Source organism: Acinetobacter sp. YH12045 (assembly GCF_013419925.1).
In the GTDB taxonomy this organism is placed as follows: domain Bacteria; phylum Pseudomonadota; class Gammaproteobacteria; order Pseudomonadales; family Moraxellaceae; genus Acinetobacter; species Acinetobacter amyesii.
In genome coordinates this window covers 144,021-161,080 of sequence record NZ_VOZE01000005.1, presented here as the reverse complement: position 1 = coordinate 161,080, position 17,060 = coordinate 144,021, and the positions used below count along the sequence as shown (strand labels likewise).

At 38.9% G+C, this 17,060-nt stretch carries 20 protein-coding genes; 6 read left to right on the top strand and 14 right to left on the bottom strand.

All coding sequences use genetic code 11. From position 1 onward, the window contains the following. Positions 1 to 16: 16 nt before the first annotated feature. From FTU02_RS08785 to ispH, 5 genes are all read right to left on the bottom strand, one after another. The gene (locus tag FTU02_RS08785) at positions 17 to 703 is read right to left on the bottom strand and encodes a pilus assembly protein PilX (RefSeq protein ID WP_111884164.1); all 687 of its coding nucleotides are present in this window, start codon (positions 701 to 703) and stop codon (positions 17 to 19) included. Further along, complete coding sequence (locus tag FTU02_RS08780; protein ID WP_373684230.1) at positions 703 to 1,662, bottom strand: PilW family protein; 960 nt, start codon at positions 1,660 to 1,662, stop codon at positions 703 to 705. Before FTU02_RS08780 ends, FTU02_RS08785 begins: the two co-directional genes overlap by 1 nt. 25 nt (positions 1,663 to 1,687) lie before the next feature. Further along, complete coding sequence (pilV, locus tag FTU02_RS08775) at positions 1,688 to 2,176, bottom strand: type IV pilus modification protein PilV (protein WP_111884162.1); 489 nt, start codon at positions 2,174 to 2,176, stop codon at positions 1,688 to 1,690. A gap of 16 nt (positions 2,177 to 2,192) precedes the next feature. Beyond that, complete coding sequence (locus FTU02_RS08770; protein WP_180156763.1) at positions 2,193 to 2,615, bottom strand: Tfp pilus assembly protein FimT/FimU; 423 nt, start codon at positions 2,613 to 2,615, stop codon at positions 2,193 to 2,195. 164 nt (positions 2,616 to 2,779) lie between these two features. After that, positions 2,780 to 3,730: a 4-hydroxy-3-methylbut-2-enyl diphosphate reductase gene (gene ispH, locus FTU02_RS08765; RefSeq protein WP_180156761.1), complete on the bottom strand. Its 951-nt coding sequence runs from the start codon at positions 3,728 to 3,730 to the stop codon at positions 2,780 to 2,782. Positions 3,731 to 3,863: 133 nt separating this feature from the next. On the opposite strand from ispH, the gene gmk reads away from it, so the two are divergent. The 6 genes from gmk (at position 3,864) to bfr (ending at position 8,742) form a co-directional block, all read left to right on the top strand. Then, positions 3,864 to 4,487: a guanylate kinase gene (gene gmk, locus FTU02_RS08760; RefSeq protein WP_078189363.1), complete on the top strand. Its 624-nt coding sequence runs from the start codon at positions 3,864 to 3,866 to the stop codon at positions 4,485 to 4,487. A 76-nt stretch (positions 4,488 to 4,563) separates the two neighbouring features. Next, the gene (gene rpoZ, locus FTU02_RS08755) at positions 4,564 to 4,845 is read left to right on the top strand and encodes a DNA-directed RNA polymerase subunit omega (protein ID WP_067762989.1); all 282 of its coding nucleotides are present in this window, start codon (positions 4,564 to 4,566) and stop codon (positions 4,843 to 4,845) included. Between the two features lie 218 nt (positions 4,846 to 5,063). Next, the gene (locus FTU02_RS08750) at positions 5,064 to 7,169 is read left to right on the top strand and encodes a bifunctional (p)ppGpp synthetase/guanosine-3',5'-bis(diphosphate) 3'-pyrophosphohydrolase (RefSeq protein ID WP_180156759.1); all 2,106 of its coding nucleotides are present in this window, start codon (positions 5,064 to 5,066) and stop codon (positions 7,167 to 7,169) included. Between the two features lie 54 nt (positions 7,170 to 7,223). Further along, a complete protein-coding gene (locus tag FTU02_RS08745; RefSeq protein WP_078189365.1) occupies positions 7,224 to 7,607 on the top strand; it encodes a RidA family protein in 384 nt (127 codons plus the stop codon). Between the two features lie 218 nt (positions 7,608 to 7,825). After that, entirely contained in the window at positions 7,826 to 8,020 is a 195-nt protein-coding gene (locus FTU02_RS08740) for a bacterioferritin-associated ferredoxin (protein WP_078192519.1), read from the top strand. A 257-nt stretch (positions 8,021 to 8,277) separates the two neighbouring features. Then, on the top strand, positions 8,278 to 8,742 hold the full coding sequence (gene bfr / locus FTU02_RS08735) for a bacterioferritin (protein ID WP_111884158.1): 465 nt from the start codon (positions 8,278 to 8,280) through the stop codon (positions 8,740 to 8,742). Positions 8,743 to 8,790: 48 nt separating this feature from the next. Here the strand turns inward: bfr and tfpZ are convergent, their stop codons facing one another. The 9 genes from tfpZ to FTU02_RS08690 all read right to left on the bottom strand — a co-directional run bounded on the left by tfpZ (position 8,791) and on the right by FTU02_RS08690 (position 16,999). Further along, the gene (gene tfpZ, locus FTU02_RS08730) at positions 8,791 to 9,525 is read right to left on the bottom strand and encodes a TfpX/TfpZ family type IV pilin accessory protein (RefSeq protein WP_180156757.1); all 735 of its coding nucleotides are present in this window, start codon (positions 9,523 to 9,525) and stop codon (positions 8,791 to 8,793) included. Positions 9,526 to 9,567: 42 nt separating this feature from the next. Next, complete coding sequence (locus tag FTU02_RS08725) at positions 9,568 to 9,996, bottom strand: pilin (protein WP_180156755.1); 429 nt, start codon at positions 9,994 to 9,996, stop codon at positions 9,568 to 9,570. Positions 9,997 to 10,121: 125 nt separating this feature from the next. After that, the gene (locus tag FTU02_RS08720) at positions 10,122 to 11,309 is read right to left on the bottom strand and encodes a serine hydrolase (protein WP_180156753.1); all 1,188 of its coding nucleotides are present in this window, start codon (positions 11,307 to 11,309) and stop codon (positions 10,122 to 10,124) included. A 58-nt stretch (positions 11,310 to 11,367) separates the two neighbouring features. Beyond that, positions 11,368 to 11,856 carry a pilin gene (locus FTU02_RS08715; protein WP_180156751.1) on the bottom strand — a complete coding sequence of 163 codons (489 nt, stop codon included), beginning with the start codon at positions 11,854 to 11,856 and terminating at the stop codon, positions 11,368 to 11,370. Between the two features lie 204 nt (positions 11,857 to 12,060). After that, the gene (locus tag FTU02_RS08710; RefSeq protein ID WP_180156750.1) at positions 12,061 to 12,621 is read right to left on the bottom strand and encodes a TPM domain-containing protein; all 561 of its coding nucleotides are present in this window, start codon (positions 12,619 to 12,621) and stop codon (positions 12,061 to 12,063) included. Beyond that, the gene (locus FTU02_RS08705) at positions 12,615 to 13,670 is read right to left on the bottom strand and encodes a YgcG family protein (RefSeq protein ID WP_180156748.1); all 1,056 of its coding nucleotides are present in this window, start codon (positions 13,668 to 13,670) and stop codon (positions 12,615 to 12,617) included. The genes FTU02_RS08710 and FTU02_RS08705 overlap by 7 nt, the downstream gene beginning before the upstream one ends. Before the next feature lie 29 nt (positions 13,671 to 13,699). Next, positions 13,700 to 14,290, bottom strand: a complete 591-nt coding sequence (locus FTU02_RS08700) for a LemA family protein (protein WP_078189372.1) — start codon at positions 14,288 to 14,290, stop codon at positions 13,700 to 13,702. A gap of 161 nt (positions 14,291 to 14,451) precedes the next feature. After that, the gene (locus FTU02_RS08695) at positions 14,452 to 15,336 is read right to left on the bottom strand and encodes a metal-dependent hydrolase (protein WP_180156746.1); all 885 of its coding nucleotides are present in this window, start codon (positions 15,334 to 15,336) and stop codon (positions 14,452 to 14,454) included. Positions 15,337 to 15,577: 241 nt separating this feature from the next. After that, positions 15,578 to 16,999, bottom strand: a complete 1,422-nt coding sequence (locus FTU02_RS08690) for an FAD-dependent oxidoreductase (RefSeq protein ID WP_078189374.1) — start codon at positions 16,997 to 16,999, stop codon at positions 15,578 to 15,580. Positions 17,000 to 17,060 lie beyond the last annotated feature (61 nt).

Genomic DNA, 17,060 nt, shown 5'->3' with positions numbered 1-17,060 from the left:
ACTAAACCCTCTTTCCTTACGATACCAATTTCGGCTGACCGCCAACGACATAATCAGAATGTTGCATATTGTATGGAATATTTAAATTTTCAAAACACGCCGCCACTTCAGAACTTTTCTTTTTAAAGCAAGCCTCGATTTCAGATTTAGATGCAGCAGAAAAACTTGGTAATATAGAAATTACTGTCGCACCAATATTATTGGTGCTTGATGGAACTGAACTTTGACCAATACTGGTACCTTTAGGAACACTACTAAACGGTGTTTCAGTTGTTGTATTTTTCATTAAATAAATTTGAGAAATAACAGCTGAACGCCCCATTGAAAACTGATTGGCTTTACAAAACCCACTAACACCTTGTTTAGTCGTTGAACCATCTGCTGAGATTGCACTTGCTTTAGACAGTTTAAAAAAACTACTTTCACTTGCTCTATAGCAAAAAACCAATTCATCCTTTGCATTTGCAGCAGAGTTAAAATAAGCAAACATTCCATCAAGTGCCATTTGTCTTGCAATTTGATCTGGGTTTTCAATATTAAATAATGCTGAGTCAGAATTCCCCATAAGTAGTGAATTAACTTGGCTATTTGTTGCGATTTTAAGCCCCAAAATTCCTGACTTCACCGCAATTGTTCCTATTAAAGTAATAATGACCAAAATAATTAATACTGTAATTAATGTCGCACCTTTTTGTTGATTCATTACGATGCCCCCAATGTATTACGAATAGCAACGACTTGATTTACAGCTTGGCGAAGATATTTTTTGTTTAATGCCTCATTACCTTTTAAAGTTACATTCTGTCCTGCCACTTCAAATGTCTTTTTTGTATTTAGACTTGCATCTGCCCCTATTGTTCCAGTTGAACGAGATAGCACGCCAACATCAATTGAAACCACATTTAAATAAGTACTTGTACATGACGTAGCATATTTATCAGCCTCACAAGGCTCGGCATCTAAAATATCATCCATGTCTTTTTTATAATCGTTTATGGTCATGTATCTTAAATTACCAGCCGGGTTCTTAACACCTAAACGTATTTTAAATGCATCCACTCGTTGCATAAGTTGTTGTGCATTCACGCCCAAACCGTCTATCGTTGTGCTAGTCGATTCGTAATAACCTGCATCACAATATAAAGAATAAGACGTTGGCTCTCCCGCAACTTGTTGTGGTGTTTCAGCTACAAAATAGCGTTGTACAATAATCTTTGATGACGCATCGTCAATATTATTTCCTTCACAATCTGTAATTGTTTCTTCCACTGGAACATACTGCATTGTAAATTGGTCACTATTCCCCGAAGTATTATCAGCATCTTTATCTTGTGCAGTTGCGTATTTACTTTCTAAATCACTAAAAGCAGATAAAGTGGTTGGAAGATTTTCTTTAGTAAAAATAACACCTGAACCATTAGTGATATTGTTTACGCGCTGAGAAGACAATGTATTTAGGTTTGTATGACGAATATCATGCGTAACTACAGATAAACCAAAATTCGCATTTTGTTGTAATTCGCCCATGCTATTTTGTAAATTTAAGGATCTTGAGCTGCTTAAGAAGATAGCCAATCCTGCAGCAACGATAATTAGACCCAATGCTAATGCAATCATAAGCTCTATTAAGGTAAAACCAGCATTTACTCTATTACCGTTGATCGGGTGATAAGAAGTCGTATGTCTATTAGCTTCCATAGTTATAGACCTCCATAATGATACATTGTGCATTTGGGATATATGCCGCACCGTTTGTACAGTCTGTTGCGGCCGTGCCATTTGTTGCTGTAGTACCACCCCATGCAACATATACACATTTACGAACCAATGTTGAGCCTTGGCAATTTAAAACATTCATATTCATACCTAAATCGGTAGCATGTTTACTTACTTGCGCATAGTCGTATTGAGCCATTTCTTTAGGTGTACAAAATTCTGAAGCACATTTCGTTGCCGCACTCGCATCACTTTTATATTCAAGTAGACCATCCCGATTCATACGCATTCTTTCTGCCAAATCACGGGCAATATTAGTCGCTTGAACATTCATACTGGCTTCAGTCGTTGCTGTAACCGCTCTAATCTGTAATGCAACAAAACCCAATACAGCAATACTTAGCAGTATGAGCGCGACCAACACCTCAATCAAACCAACACCTTTTTGAGAATTTATCATTATATTTTCCCTAATTTTAGGTTGGGCAACTGGTTAAAGATTTGTTGTACACAACTGTTCCACCCTTTTGTACATAAACATAAGCCTTTAATGTTGAATCACTTTTATGCGAAAAAATAAAGCACTCTGCATTATCTATTTGACCTAAGCGTTTAAATGTTAAAGACATCTCACCACTATCTTTTTGCATATGAGACGGCACCCACGTTTTATATGCATCAGCAACCGTTGTATTTACGGCTAAAATTTGTGGTTTCTGCTTAAAAATTGCTTCCGAGCGAGTTTCAGCTAACAAATCAATAAAATCACGAGTATCTGTGGTTAATTGATAATTTCGAACTAATTTAATAAACGAAGGCGCAGCCATCATGGCAATAATCGCCATAACAGCAATTGTCACCATCAGCTCTATTAACGTAAATCCATTATTTTTCTGCATACTCCCCCCAAGGCACGCCAAACTTTACCCTATTAAAAATAATATCTAATTAAATTACAAAACAAACACAAATAAGGATAAAAGGCATAAAAAAACAGATAATTGCCAAAAAGCAATTATCTGTCAATTCTTAAAAAAATTCAGAATGTTAAGTCATTAACACTTTATGCCTGAGTTACAGGAATACGTAACTCTTTTGGTAAACTAAATGTAATATTTTCTTCACGACCATCCAACTCTTGCGGAGATTTAGCCCCCCAATCTTGTAAGCGCTGAATTACCTGTTTAATTAAAATTTCAGGTGCAGAAGCTCCTGCAGTTACACCAATTTTTGTGTGCTCATTAAACCAGTCTTGCTGCAACTGATCGGCATTGTCCACCAAATAGGCATGCTTACCCATCCGTTCAGCCAATTCACGTAATCGGTTCGAATTCGAAGAGTTCGGTGAACCCACAACCAATACAACATCACATTGCTCAGCCAGATCACGTACGGCATCTTGGCGGTTTTGAGTGGCATAACAAATATCATCTTTACGCGGCCCCTGAATTTTTGGGAACTTCTGACGTAGGGCATCAATAACTTTTGCTGTGTCATCTATAGAAAGCGTTGTCTGAGTTACAAACGCTACTTTTTCAGGATGCACCACTTTTAGATCAGCAACATCTTGTTCATCTTCAACCAAATAAATCGAACCACCATTTTTAGTGTCATATTGACCCATTGTCCCTTCAACTTCTGGGTGACCTTCATGACCAATCAGAATCGCTTCCACCCCTTCACGGGCATACTTGGTCACTTCGATATGTACTTTAGTCACCAAAGGGCACGTCGCATCAAAAACTTTTAGCCCACGGCGTTCAGCTTCTTGTTGTACCGCTTTAGATACACCATGCGCACTGAAAATCACGATATTGTCATCTGGCACTTCATCCAGTTCATCCACAAATATCGCACCGCGTTGACGCAAGTCATCCACCACAAATTTATTGTGTACTACTTCGTGACGTACATAAATGGGTGGGTTAAAGCATTCCAATGCACGGTTCACAATCGCGATGGCGCGATCAACACCTGCACAGAAACCGCGTGGATTAGCTAAAACAATTTCCATAGAATCCTCAATGCCCACTCAATTTTACGGGTATCACTTGAAATAAATGTAAACAATAGACGTCTGACTATTTTGTTTGGCGCGCGTCTACTCTAAAATAGAGAAGATATTTTATCATATCAGGAAAAATATCATGTCGGGTCTCTTGTTTGTCGTTTCTGCTGCTTCGGGAACGGGCAAAACATCCCTCGTTAAAGCCCTGCTTGAACGTGTAAACAATTTACATGTCTCTGTTTCTCATACCACTCGTGGTCAGCGTCCTGGCGAATTAGACGGCGTACATTACCATTTTGCTAAAAAAGAAGATTTTCTATCTTTGGTAAATGAAGGCGGCTTCATTGAATATGCAGAAGTTTTTGGCAATTATTACGGTACTGCACAGCGCACAGTAAAAGAACAATTGGCCAAAGGTCATGACGTTTTACTTGAAATTGACTGGCAAGGTGCTGAACAGGTTCGTAAACTTTTTCCTGAATCTAGACAAATTTTTATCCTCCCTCCGAGTCAGTTCGATTTACGTCAACGTTTATCCAATCGTGGTACAGACTCTGTTGAAGTGATTGAACATCGTCTTAGCTGTGCCGTAGAAGATATGCAGCAATACGTTAATTTTGACTATGTCATTATTAATGATGACTTTAATAAAGCACTGCATGACTTAGAGTCCGTTATTATTGCCAATCGTCTTGTTTTAAAACAACAAGCTATGCGCCATGAAAAACTGATTGAGAAATTAATCACCCCTACGGAGCAGTGATTAAAACTTGAGTCTATAGACAAAGCACCTTATACTGCACAGTCTGTTAAAAATTTATATTCAAACGAGAATTCTTATGGCACGCGTAACCGTTGAAGATTGTTTAGACCATGTAGACAACCGCTTTGAGCTTGTACTAGTGGCAAGCAAACGCGCGCGTCAATTGGCACGTCAAGGTATCGAACCTACTGTTGAGTGGGACAATGACAAACCAACCGTTGTTGCTCTTCGTGAAATCGCAGCGGGTCACGTTTCTAAAGACATTTTGAAACAACGTGAACAAGACTACCAAACTTCAAGTTTAGACCTTGCACTTTCTGCAAATAACCTAAACTTAGACGGTTTTTCTTTCCAATAAGATAAACCTGACCTTAAAAGCCTAGTTTTTAACTAGGCTTTTTTTATGGATTCTCTTTAATATTTTACTCAGAACAGTTATAACATAAGCTTAAGAAGTGCAAAGCAAGCAAAAAAGATTTTCATTTTTTTAAACTAAAAAATTGACAAGTCATGCAATATGCATTTCATTAAAGTATTAATCGTTTCATTTGTAAATCAGTAGTAAAAGGGTGTTCTATGCCAGGCCCAATGGTCAGCCAAGCCAAGCAACAGTTAAATGTGATTATCGACGCTTACCTTTCAGTAAGTGATGTCGAACGCGTGCTTGAAGCTTGCGACTATGCGGATATTGCCCATGATGGCATTACACGTAAAAGTGGCGAACCCTACATCCTTCACCCAATTGCGGTGAGCTGTATTTTGGCGCATATGCGTCTTGATGCGGAAACGTTAATGGCTGCTTTACTACATGATGTCATCGAAGATACTGAATTTACCAAACAAGATATTACTGAAAAATTTGGTCTGACCGTTGCTGAACTCGTCGACGGCGTCACAAAACTCAGCCACTCTAGCGATAAAGAATATAATAAAGCCGCATCCTTCCGTAAAATTCTGCAAGCCACCCTACAAGACCCACGTGTCATTATTATTAAACTGGCGGATCGTTATCACAATATGACCACACTAGGTGCTTTACGCCCTGACAAACGTGCTCGTATTGCCCAAGAAACCTTTGAAATTTTTGTGCCTATGGCACGCCTTGTCGGTATGAATGAAATGGCCGACAACCTTGAACATTTATGTTATCAAAATCTCGACTTAGATATGTATAACAATGTTCAAGAAGCTTTATTACAAACCAAGCCGAAACGCTGCGAATACCAAACCAAGTGGGAAAATAACCTCACCGCCTTACTAGAACAACACCATATTTCAGGTCGAATTAAAAAGAAAAATAATAATATTGAATTACTTCGTCACTTTGTAAAAAACGATATCGATCTGCAAGAGCTCACCCATAGTCATGCCTTTGAAATTATTTTACAAAGCATCGCAGACTGTGACCGACTTGCAGACATCCTCAAAGAAAGCTTTAAAGTTTTAAATTACGCCGATCATATTCGTCGCCCACTCCCTGGTGGTAACCAGTCACTGATGATGCGCTTAAAAGGCGAAAAGACTATTTTATCTCTGACCATCCAAACAGAGTTGATGCGTAAAGCAGCGCGATTTGGTGTGGTCCTCGGTGAAAATGCACCACAAGCTTGTCGTTCAGCGATCCAAGCCTCCATGCAAAATTTAAACGTGTTAGTCGATGGCGCATGTGCAAAGACCACATTTAGTGAATTACTCGATTATCTACATCAAGAAAAAATTTGGGTTTATACCCCACATGGTCATTTGCATGAACTTCCTCAGGGTGCCACAGCGGTTGATTTCGCTTATTCAGCAAGCTTATTTTTGGGCAACCATGCCGTTGGTGCAAAAATTGATGGGGAAACCAAGCCCCTTTCAACACCATTACTGAGTGGTCAAGTGATTGAAATTATCACTGATGTTCTTGCAACACCAAACCCTGACTGGCTAAGCTTTATTAATACCCAAAAAGCCCGCCGCGCATTACAAAATATCCTCCGTGACCAAGACCAAGATGAACAACGTTTAGTTGGTCAGCAAGCTTTAAATCGCGCATTAAAACTCTTTAACCGTTCTGTAAGTGATTTGACATTAGCGGATTGGGAAAATGTGCTGAATTGGCGTCATTTAAATGATAAAGAACAATTATTTGAACAGATTGCCGTGGGTGACTTATTACCGCAATTGGTTGCCAATCATTTATATGCTCAAGATACCATTCAGACTTCAAACTCTGCACGCTTAATCTTGGGCACTGACGGTGTCGACGTTAAATATGCGCACTGCTGTAACCCCGTTTTAGGCGATCCAATACAAGGGCATTTATCACGTCGTGGTTTGATTGTGCACCGTTCACGTTGTCACAACTTATTGCATGAACAGCATTTACATCCTGAAAATATCATGCCTTTACACTGGACTACAGAAGACAGTGAGGACATTAGTTTTACAGCCTATTTATGCTTAAACATGCTGTTAAATGATGAACAAATTTCAGAGCTGATCTATCTATGCCGTAAAGAAAAAGTCGGTGTAGAAACTGTCCGTTCACATGAAGAAAAAACCTATGTGAATATTGTTGTACACAATCGTAAACAAATTGCCGAAATTATCCGTAATTTAAGAATGCATTTTGGCTTCCCACGCATCAGTCGTTTGGCACAAGCTGTTTCCATTGCTGAGCCTGCGAAAGTTGCCAGCTAACCTGACACCACATATGTATATGTGACGTGTCTGTGATGATAATAGGAGAAATAGATGTCCCGCCAGGTAATCCATACTGAAAATGCACCCGCTGCAATTGGTACTTACTCACAAGCCATTTTAGTGGGCGACACTTTGTATTTATCAGGTCAAATTGGCTTAGATCCATATAGCATGGAGCTGGTAGAAGGCATTGAAGCTCAAATTCGCCGTGTATTCGACAACTTAAAAGCGGTATGTGAAGCGGCAGGTGGTACGCTAGCCGACATCGCCAAGCTGAATATTTTCCTCACTGACCTTTCTAACTTCCAATTGGTAAACCAAATTATGGGCGAATATTTTGCTCAACCCTACCCTGCACGCGCAGCACTCGGTGTAGCAAGCCTACCAAAAGGTGCCCTAGTTGAAATGGATGGCGTGGTGATTATTAATCAATAAGTTAGTAAACATCGCTTAAGCCCTTCACGAAATATCACATTCCAAAAGAACAAAAATCCTCACATGGAAATCTGAGCATTACTCAGATTTCCACTTAAATGGCATTTTTTATTCAAAAACTCAATCACTTTAAAAGCAATTTTAAATGATTTTTATTGACAAACGATAATAATTATCAATAATATTACTTATCCCATTTATTTACTTGGTTTGATTTCATGTACGTTTGTTTGTGCCGTGGTATTACTGATCAAGACATTAAAGATGCAATTGCCAATGGCGCAGAAAGCTATCGTGAAGTTCGCGATATGCTCGATTTAGGCACCTGTTGTGGTCGCTGTGCTCCTGAAGCACGTATGATCATCAGTGATGAAGTTGCGCAAATTGCAGCCCGTATCGCAATTGCTGCATAAACCAATCTTTTAAATTTTCCCAACAATCATAATTATAAAACCAATGGTCCCAGACCATTACTCCTCCCCCGCTTCTGACTCTAAGCGGGTTTTTATTTATTAAAGATCTAAAAATTAGCGCCTTGTTTTGATTGTGATTTTCATTTGCTGTTCTATAAAACACTCGCTAAATTACACTTTGTTGTTTAAGATATTTCTATTCTAATATCGAATTTATATTGCTTAGTTCGAGCTTTATTGCAGTTAAGGAGTCAGACATGAAAGGCAATCGTGATGTAATTAATCAGTTAAATCAGGTGCTTTATCATCATTTAACTGCAATCAACCAATATTTTCTTCATTCACGTATGTTCAATGATTGGGGCATTGAGCAACTGGGCTCTGCGGAATACAAAGAATCTATTCGCCAAATGAAGCATGCCGATAAAATTATTGAACGTATTTTATTTTTAGAAGGTTTACCTAACTTACAACACCTAGGTAAGCTCTATATCGGTCAGCATACCGTTGAAGTTTTAAACTGCGATGTACGTAAAGTCAAAGAGAACATTGAAGCCATTCAAGCTGCGGTTAAACTAGCAGAAGAACAGTTAGATTATGTCACTCGAGATCTGGCTCAAGAAATCTTAGAAAAAGAAGAAGAATGGTTGGATTGGGCAACAACTCAGCTTGATTTGGTTGAATCTTTGGGTATAGAGAATTACATTCAGAGTCAAATTTAAACTTATTAAAAAAAAGCCCGCGGATGCGGGTTTTTTTATCTTCAAAATTTACTTCCAGGGACGAAGATCGACAATTTTAATCACTTCACCCTTCTCTTTATTAATTAAAACGACCATTGGTACACCATAAGTTTCCAAAGGGACCCATGCCGTTGCCTGTGGATATGCCTTAATTTTCTGCTGCACAACAATATCAGAATTCCACTTACTAAGCTCAGACAAAGCATGAGCTTTGGTTTTCATCTGCTCTATGACTTGTTCTAATGGAATGTAGCGCTCAGGATATTGAGCCAAAGAAATACCATTTAACATAGCACCCATTTGCTCTATTTGCTGTTCTTCAAGATTAACTGCTTGCTTTATACCTACAAACTTAGCACGGAGCCACGTCGGGGTTTGATATTGCGGTTGTATTTGCTTAGCCTGATTAGTCTTAATTTCATTACTACGCACCAGTTCAAACTTATCACTATTAAATGCAATCCATACAGGGCGTGCTTGAGCAATACTATATACTCCATAACATAATGCAGCGACTTGGATTAAAATCACTACTGCTAAATCAATTTTTAAAGTTTTCTTACCTTCTTTATAGATCAACAATCCTAGCAAAGGCCCCAAAATAACATCTATGACCAAAAGCATTAAAAAAATATGAGTCACGCCCACAGCTGCTGCAAGGGGTGAGGGATACCAAACAAAAAATACAAAACTCATGACAAGTAATGCAATAACCAAAGAAATAAATAAATGTCCGAGAAAAAATTTCAGGCGCTTAGACATGATTTTGGCTCAATTTTTTAATTCACTTAATTTACTCAAATTTCAAACACAGTCAATGGGTTTATACTTTGCATCAATACCATTCGAAGTACTACACCCCCAAGCTCCCTGAGCATTACGATTGAGATATACAAATTCTCCCTGTAAAACTGATGCGACATTTTCTAATTCACACACCAAAGCTTGATCTGCGCCACCTGTATTGTTAGGCTGATTTACCGCATATATACAAATATTGGATTGGATGCCTGAAAAAAACATATTGGGAACATTAAAGCCAGAGTCCCCGGAAGCAGAGCTATTATTTATAATAAGTTCATATTGAGGCTTTGCACCGTTCAACTCAGCAATAGCAGATGTAATTTGGGATTTTGCAACATAGTTTTGATACATAGGAATAGCAACAGCGGCAAGCACACCAATGATTGCGACTACAATCATTAGCTCAATAAGCGTAAAACCTTTTGACATTTTATGACTCAAAAAACAGAATCCTTCTTCCAAGCAAAAAATGTGCCATAATTTTATTAATTAATATCAAAAACTTAAGATTAAAAAACTAACCACTACAGCAAAAAAGTCAGTTAATAACTATTTTAGTCAGAATTTAATATTTTATAAAAATATTTTTCCAAAAGATTTTTATCATATAAAGTAGCACTATTACCAATCCAAACAACAACTTCATTCTTTGAGGTTACTATAGCTAAAGAGGTTACAGCAGGTAATCCACCATTTCTAAAGTACATCACAGGCTGATTTAGGCTTTGGCGATATTGCCACATGGCATAACCATTACATGATTTAAATTCATTTAAATTACAACTACTTAAAGATTTATCACTAATAGATAAAATATTATAAGGTTTTGAATCCAACATTTTTCTTATTAAAATTGCTAGCTGCTTTGCACTTCCTGATAAACCAGCAGATGAAGATAATGCTTGAAAGTCAAACTTATTATCATCAGATTCCATCCAGAAATTATTATTTCTAAAATCATACTTAACCTCATCTGGATAATAATATCCATCTGCAAATTTAATATTTTTTTCATTGAGTAAATAATGTTCTTGAATATATTTTCTATAACTTTGCTTTCCTTTACGCTCTAGTACAGCACCCAATAAACAAAAGTTACGATTATCATATGCATAACGCCGATTAGGGTCAAAATCTAATTTTAAGTTTTTAAGCTCTTTTAAATTATAAGGACACCATGGTTTTTTTTTCAATGAAAATACGATATCCTCACTACGCATACGATCAAAACCTGAACGATGTTCCAGTAAATTCTCAATAGTGATTAGCTGTATACGCAAATCTTTAATATTTTCTTTTTTTAATTCAGGAAAAAAATTAAGCAAAGGAGTATTTAATTGAATTTTATCTTGATTTACTAACTGTAATACTGCATCACTAGTAACAAGTTTAGTTAAACTTGCATAACGAAATCTAGTATTTTCAGAAATACGATCTGAGCGAAATACACCACCTTTCCATCCACTATTGCATATATGAATTTTATCATTATTATCGATATATACCAACTGATTAGATAAACTACCCTGATTAACCAATATATAATTAATTGTATTTTTCATCCATTGAGGTACATCTTTCGAACAGTCAATACTCTTTTTAGTTAATTCTCTCTCAAATATATATGATATTTTATATAATGGTGTTTTATCAATAAAAATCAAGTAACTAAATAAAAAAACAATTACGAATATTAATAAAATAATAATGTATTCTATTTTTTTTAATTTTTTTAAAAACATAAATAAGTACCTAAAAACAAAAGAAACCCGGGTTCGGGTTTCTTTTATCAAGTATCTACTATTCTTCTGTTTCGTCCTGCTCTGGAGTATCATCACCTAGCTCAGTTGCACAACCTGCTGGACGGAATTTCTCAGCCACATCTGTAGAACAACCCCACGCACCATTCTCAGTTCGAGCCCATTGAACTTTGCTACCGTTAAGAATAGATGCAGCACTTTTACCGTCACCAGCTTTAAATGTACCAACAATACTAGCTGTACTAGCAGTGAGATCAATATCTACTGCAATGCCTGTAGGCGCACTAGTTACCGCAGCGCCTAATAAATTAGAGGCAGTTGCTCCTAACTCGCAGGCAGTATCTTTACCTTCTAAAATACAATTTTCAACAGCCGTTTTTATACCACCTAATTCAGACATCACTCGGCTAACTTGAGATTTAGCGATATAGTTTTGGTATTGCGGAATCGCAATTGCAGCAAGAATACCGATAATTGCAACAACGATCATTAATTCGATAAGAGTAAAACCCTTTTGAACTGATTTCATAACATTCTCCACAAATGTTTTTTAATTTAATTATTTAATAAAGCTATGTAGCTTGTTTTATAAATAGCACAGAGCGTGCCAAGATTTATTATAGTGAAAATGACAGAAAAAACAGCACTTTAAAAAAATATTTTTATTTTTTGTAATCATTACGTCTCTTTTTGTGTTTAAAAGTGACGATTTGTGTCACTTTATCACCGTTTTTTAGCGCAAAATAATGGGCTCATTTTCGATTTCATTAGCTTTATCTACAGACTTCCCTGCATAAAAGTGATCCATCACTTCACCAATCTCTTTTACACCAACCGTCAAAGCTATTCGGTATTGTTTATTTTGCATGCTTTGGATAATTCGCGCACAAATATCCTGCCACACTTGGGCATCGGTTGCCTGCCTCATCCCGCGATCAATCACAATTTCCACCTGACGTTCACATAAGTTTAAATAAAGCAAAACACCACTATTAAATTCTGTATCCCACACACCCAGTTCAGAAAAGAGCTGTTCAGCACGTGCACGGGTATTTTGATAGTAGGCTTGATTAGAAGGAATATGCCCTTCGATCACCACCTGTATTTCGCCCACATGGCCATGCTCAGCTTCTGTCACCGCTTGCGCAATGGCCTGCTGATCTTGCTTATTAAAAAACCGGTTTGCTGCAGGCATATAAAAGAAGTGCTTCAACCAGCGTTTAAAACTTGGTTGCTGTATTTCCTGTGTTTTAGGACAGGTGACAATTTCTGTTGTTTCTGTTTTCGTTACCATGAACCTGATGCTCCCCCACCGCCAAAACCACCACCGCCTCCGCTATAGCCTCCACCACCTCCACTACGGCCTCCACTGCCCCCACCACCAGCAAGGAACATTTGAAAAATGGTTTGAGCAATAGCAGTGCTGAGTAGAAAGAAAATTGCTCCACCCATCAACAGACTAGTGAGTAGACCTGCACCATTGACCAAACCCGCAACAGTACCTGCAACAGCAGCAGTTGACGCACTTAAGCGCTTACCCACAATAAAGGATGCAAAAATACCAATCACCAAAATGATGAGAACCGTTGTAAACGTTTTCTCTTTGGCTTGTTGCTCGTGTAAGGCTTGTTCCTGACGTTCTTTTAACTCTTGGGCTGCTTGAGCGGCAACTTCAGGGTCTTGATTTAAAATTTGGGTTATTTCCGTTAAGCCAGCATCAATGCCTTGAGCATACTGAGCTTGCTTAAAATACGGCGTGATTTGATTTCGAATAATGCGACTAACGATGATATCGGGCATGATTCCTTCCAGCCCATAACCCGTCAGGATTTGAATTCTGTGATCATTCACAGCAATCGCCATCAATATCCCATTGTCACGTTTTGCTGAACCGAGTTGCCATTTTTCTGCAACACGCATGGCGTAATCAAAAATATCTTCTTGACCTGTGGTTGGCACAATCACGACGCCAATTTGTGCCTTGCCTTGTTCGTGTAACTGTAGAATTTTCTGGCTAATGGCTTGTTTTTCAGCAGCGGAAAGTAAGTTTGCCTGATCAACAACAGGTTCATTGAGCGTCGGCAAGCCACGAATCGACTCGCCATCTGCCATATCATTGGCGATATTCGGCTGCTGAATTTTGATTTCAGGCTGTGCTGTTGTTTCTTTTTGTGTAGCTGACTGCTGATCTTTTAATATTTTACCGACAACAACTGTTTCAGCATCTACATCTGTAGCGGTGGCAGTTTCTGCATGTGTGAAACCCACCACACACAATAAGCATGCTAAAACCATGCGCTGCAGCCACAACAAACCTGTATGTTTTAGCTCAAAATCCACCATCAGCCCACCTCACAATGCAGTGATGCCAATTAATTAAAATCAACTTTTGGTGCAGTTTGTGCACTTTGCTCTGCGCTAAAGTTAGGTTTAGTATCCATGCCAATGACTTTAGCCGTCATCACTTGCGGGAACTGGCGTGCATAGCCGTTAAAGTCTTGTACCGTAGTAATGTAGCGATTACGTGCGACAGCAATTCGGTTTTCAGTGCCTTCAAGCTGTACCTGTAAATCACGGAATTGCTCATTGGCTTTTAAGTCTGGATAATTCTCAGATACAGCAATCAAACGCGACAATGCACTAGTCATTTGCGCCTGAGCTTCTTGGTATTTTTGGAACAATGCTGGATCTTCTAAAACTTCTTTATCCACTTTTAGACCTGCTACATTGGCACGTGCCTGTGTTACTTCCGTCAACACTTGCTCTTCATGTTTTGCATAGCCTTTTACGACATTCACTAAATTCGGCACCAAGTCTGCACGGCGTTGATATTGGTTTTGCACCTCAGACCATGCTGCTGTAACGGCCTCGTCTTTGACTTGTAATGTGTTATAGCCACAACCACTCAGGGTCAACGTACTGACTAATGCGATTGCGAGCATGCTTTTTTTCATTGAATTCATAACCCTTAACCTCAAGTATTTATTTGTAATTGTTTAAATAAATTCATTCTAACCTTATTTTTCGAATGAATTATGTATTTTCTTTGTGATTAAACTGATCTACTCCTAAAATATTCAGCATGAAAAAAGCCCATTATTCGGGCTTTTTTTATCATGTTAGATTAACTATACAGTTGCGGTGTAATTTCAGTCTGAAAACTTTCCATTTGATATTCATCAGCAAGGCGTTCTTTCCAATATTTCACGATCTGACTGTAATCAATTTCGCTCGGATGGAATTCTGCTTTGTAATATGACAAATATTCAGGCGCTAGTTGAATAAACATTTTTGCCAATAAATACGCCCCGAAAATATTTCCGCCCAGCTTTGGCAAACTTTTTTTCTTATCCTGCATAAATAGCTTAGTTGCAGAATAAAACGTGAGACTAGCAAAACCTGTTGTCACACTGCGCATAATCATGCGACGTATTTTGTCATCACCATAGACATGTTGATATACATCGAATGCCACTGCGCGATGCTCAATCTCTTCAATCGCATGCCAAACCCAAAGTTTCACAGCATCATCATCTAAAGTACTGAGCACTTCAGGATGTCTTAAAATATAGCCACCGAGCAACGCGGTAAAATGTTCAAATGCGCAGGTGATTGCAAGTTGAATCTTTGGATGTAAGTTTTTTACATAGCTGTCTTTACGTGCCAGCCATGCTTGGAAACGATCTAAATTATAGGTTTCACTGCGCCAAGCATCGTTAAATTCAGCATGGGCTTTGGAATGCATCGCTTCTTGCCCAATGAATGCTGCGATCTCAGCTTGTAATTTTTCATCACTGACTTTATCGCGTACATTGCGCACGCTATGCACAAAGAATTGCTCACCAATGGGAAAGGTCGATGACAATGCCGTCAACAAATGCGACATCACCGGTGAGTTGGCAAAATAATGCCGGCGAATCGCTTTAGGATTGAATTGTGCTCGACGTACCGTAATGCCAATGGCTTTAGGACGATTTAGATATGTTTTTTGTGTCGTCACTTGCGTCATGGTCGCTTCCTAAGATTTAGATCATGATCGCAGTATGTAATTCCTAAGCTCTTTCACACATGGCAAAATGTGCTAGCACATTTGCATAATTCACCATTCTAAAGCGCTGTCTGACAACTTTTCAGCGTATTTATCTGCAAAATCTATTCACGTGTCATTTGAGGTAAATTCCAAAAAATAAAAAACCCGCCGAAGCGAGTTTTTTTGAATAAATCCAATGCAATCACTGGCATGTCATGACTTAAACATCTAAGTAATCAAGAATACCTTCTGCAGCTTGGCGACCTTCCCAGATTGCGGTTACCACAAGGTCAGATCCCCGGACCATATCACCGCCGGCAAAAATTTTCGGATTCGATGTTTGAAATTTAAATTCTTGCTGTTCAGCAGCAATGACGCGACCTGAACCATCCATACTAATGTTTGATGTAGTAAACCAATCTGCGGGGCTGGTACGGAAACCAAAGGCTAGCAATACTGCATCTGCTGGTAAAATTTCTTCTGAACCCGGAACTGGTTCAGGGCTACGACGACCGCGACTATCAGGTGCGCCAAGCTGTGTAGTCACAACTTTAACACCCGTCACTTTGCCATTTTCACCCACAATTTCAATTGGCTGGCGATTAAATTGGAAATCCACACCTTCTTCACGTGCATTTTTCACTTCACGACGTGAACCCGGCATGTTTTCTTCATCACGACGGTAGGCACAGACAACGGACTCGGCACCTTGACGGATCGAGGTACGGTTACAGTCCATCGCGGTATCACCACCACCGAGCACGATCACTTTTTTGCCTTCCATGCTGATGTATTCAGATGGATCTTTTTCCCAACCTTGCGTACGGTTGACATTGGCAATCAAGAAATCAAGTGCATCATGAACACCAACAAGGTCTTCACCCGCGAAACCGCCCTTCATGTAAGTATAGGTTCCCATACCCATGAATACAGCGTCGTAATCAGCCAATAGCTGATCAATGGTCACATCTGTACCAATTTCAGTATTTAGACGGAATTCAACACCCATGCCCGAGAAAATCTCACGGCGACGTTTCATCACATCTTTTTCCATTTTGAATTCTGGAATACCAAATGTCAGCAAACCACCAATTTCAGGGCGTTTGTCGAATACAACTGGCTTCACACCATTACGTACAAGAATATCAGCACAGCCAAGGCCAGCAGGACCTGCACCAATAATCGCAACTTTCTTGTCTGTCCACTTAACGTGTGACATATCTGGACGCCAGCCCAATGCAAATGCCGTATCGTTAATGTATTTTTCAGCATTACCAATGGTGACTGCACCAAAGCCGTCATTTAGCGTACACGCGCCTTCACATAAACGGTCTTGCGGGCACACACGACCACAAACTTCAGGCAAGGTGTTGGTTTGATGACACAATTCTGCCGCTTGGAAAATGCGACCTTCTGCAATCAATTTTAACCAGTTTGGAATGTAGTTATGTACAGGACATTTCCATTCACAATACGGGTTACCGCAACCTAAGCAGCGGTGCGTTTGGTTTTTTGCAACTTCAGCTGTAAACGGTTTATAGATTTCCACAAATTCTGCTTTGCGGACAACTAGATCTTTTTTCTCTGGATCTTGGCGTGCTACATCCAGGAACTGAAAGTCATTATTTAGGCGCTCTGCCATGTCTCTCTCCGTGGGTAGGTGTAAGCATGTTTGGACTTACACCTGCCTATCAAATCTGCAG

Bases quoted from the DNA above. Each gene is read 5' to 3' on its own strand.
- FTU02_RS08715 (WP_180156751.1), bottom strand. From the start codon at position 11,856: ATGAAATCAGTTCAAAAGGGTTTTACTCTTATCGAATTAATGATCGTT.
- FTU02_RS08720 (WP_180156753.1), bottom strand. From the start codon at position 11,309: ATGTTTTTAAAAAAATTAAAAAAAATAGAATACATTATTATTTTATTA.
- FTU02_RS08690 (WP_078189374.1), bottom strand. From the start codon at position 16,999: ATGGCAGAGCGCCTAAATAATGACTTTCAGTTCCTGGATGTAGCACGC.
- FTU02_RS08695 (WP_180156746.1), bottom strand. From the start codon at position 15,336: ATGACGCAAGTGACGACACAAAAAACATATCTAAATCGTCCTAAAGCC.
- FTU02_RS08710 (WP_180156750.1), bottom strand. From the start codon at position 12,621: ATGGTAACGAAAACAGAAACAACAGAAATTGTCACCTGTCCTAAAACA.
- FTU02_RS08770 (WP_180156763.1), bottom strand. From the start codon at position 2,615: ATGCAGAAAAATAATGGATTTACGTTAATAGAGCTGATGGTGACAATT.
- gmk (WP_078189363.1), top strand. From the start codon at position 3,864: ATGTCGGGTCTCTTGTTTGTCGTTTCTGCTGCTTCGGGAACGGGCAAA.
- FTU02_RS08705 (WP_180156748.1), bottom strand. From the start codon at position 13,670: ATGGTGGATTTTGAGCTAAAACATACAGGTTTGTTGTGGCTGCAGCGC.
- FTU02_RS08785 (WP_111884164.1), bottom strand. From the start codon at position 703: ATGAATCAACAAAAAGGTGCGACATTAATTACAGTATTAATTATTTTG.
- FTU02_RS08745 (WP_078189365.1), top strand. From the start codon at position 7,224: ATGTCCCGCCAGGTAATCCATACTGAAAATGCACCCGCTGCAATTGGT.
- FTU02_RS08750 (WP_180156759.1), top strand. From the start codon at position 5,064: ATGCCAGGCCCAATGGTCAGCCAAGCCAAGCAACAGTTAAATGTGATT.
- pilV (WP_111884162.1), bottom strand. From the start codon at position 2,176: ATGATAAATTCTCAAAAAGGTGTTGGTTTGATTGAGGTGTTGGTCGCG.
- tfpZ (WP_180156757.1), bottom strand. From the start codon at position 9,525: ATGTCTAAGCGCCTGAAATTTTTTCTCGGACATTTATTTATTTCTTTG.
- ispH (WP_180156761.1), bottom strand. From the start codon at position 3,730: ATGGAAATTGTTTTAGCTAATCCACGCGGTTTCTGTGCAGGTGTTGAT.
- FTU02_RS08740 (WP_078192519.1), top strand. From the start codon at position 7,826: ATGTACGTTTGTTTGTGCCGTGGTATTACTGATCAAGACATTAAAGAT.
- bfr (WP_111884158.1), top strand. From the start codon at position 8,278: ATGAAAGGCAATCGTGATGTAATTAATCAGTTAAATCAGGTGCTTTAT.
- FTU02_RS08700 (WP_078189372.1), bottom strand. From the start codon at position 14,290: ATGAATTCAATGAAAAAAAGCATGCTCGCAATCGCATTAGTCAGTACG.
- rpoZ (WP_067762989.1), top strand. From the start codon at position 4,564: ATGGCACGCGTAACCGTTGAAGATTGTTTAGACCATGTAGACAACCGC.
- FTU02_RS08725 (WP_180156755.1), bottom strand. From the start codon at position 9,996: ATGTCAAAAGGTTTTACGCTTATTGAGCTAATGATTGTAGTCGCAATC.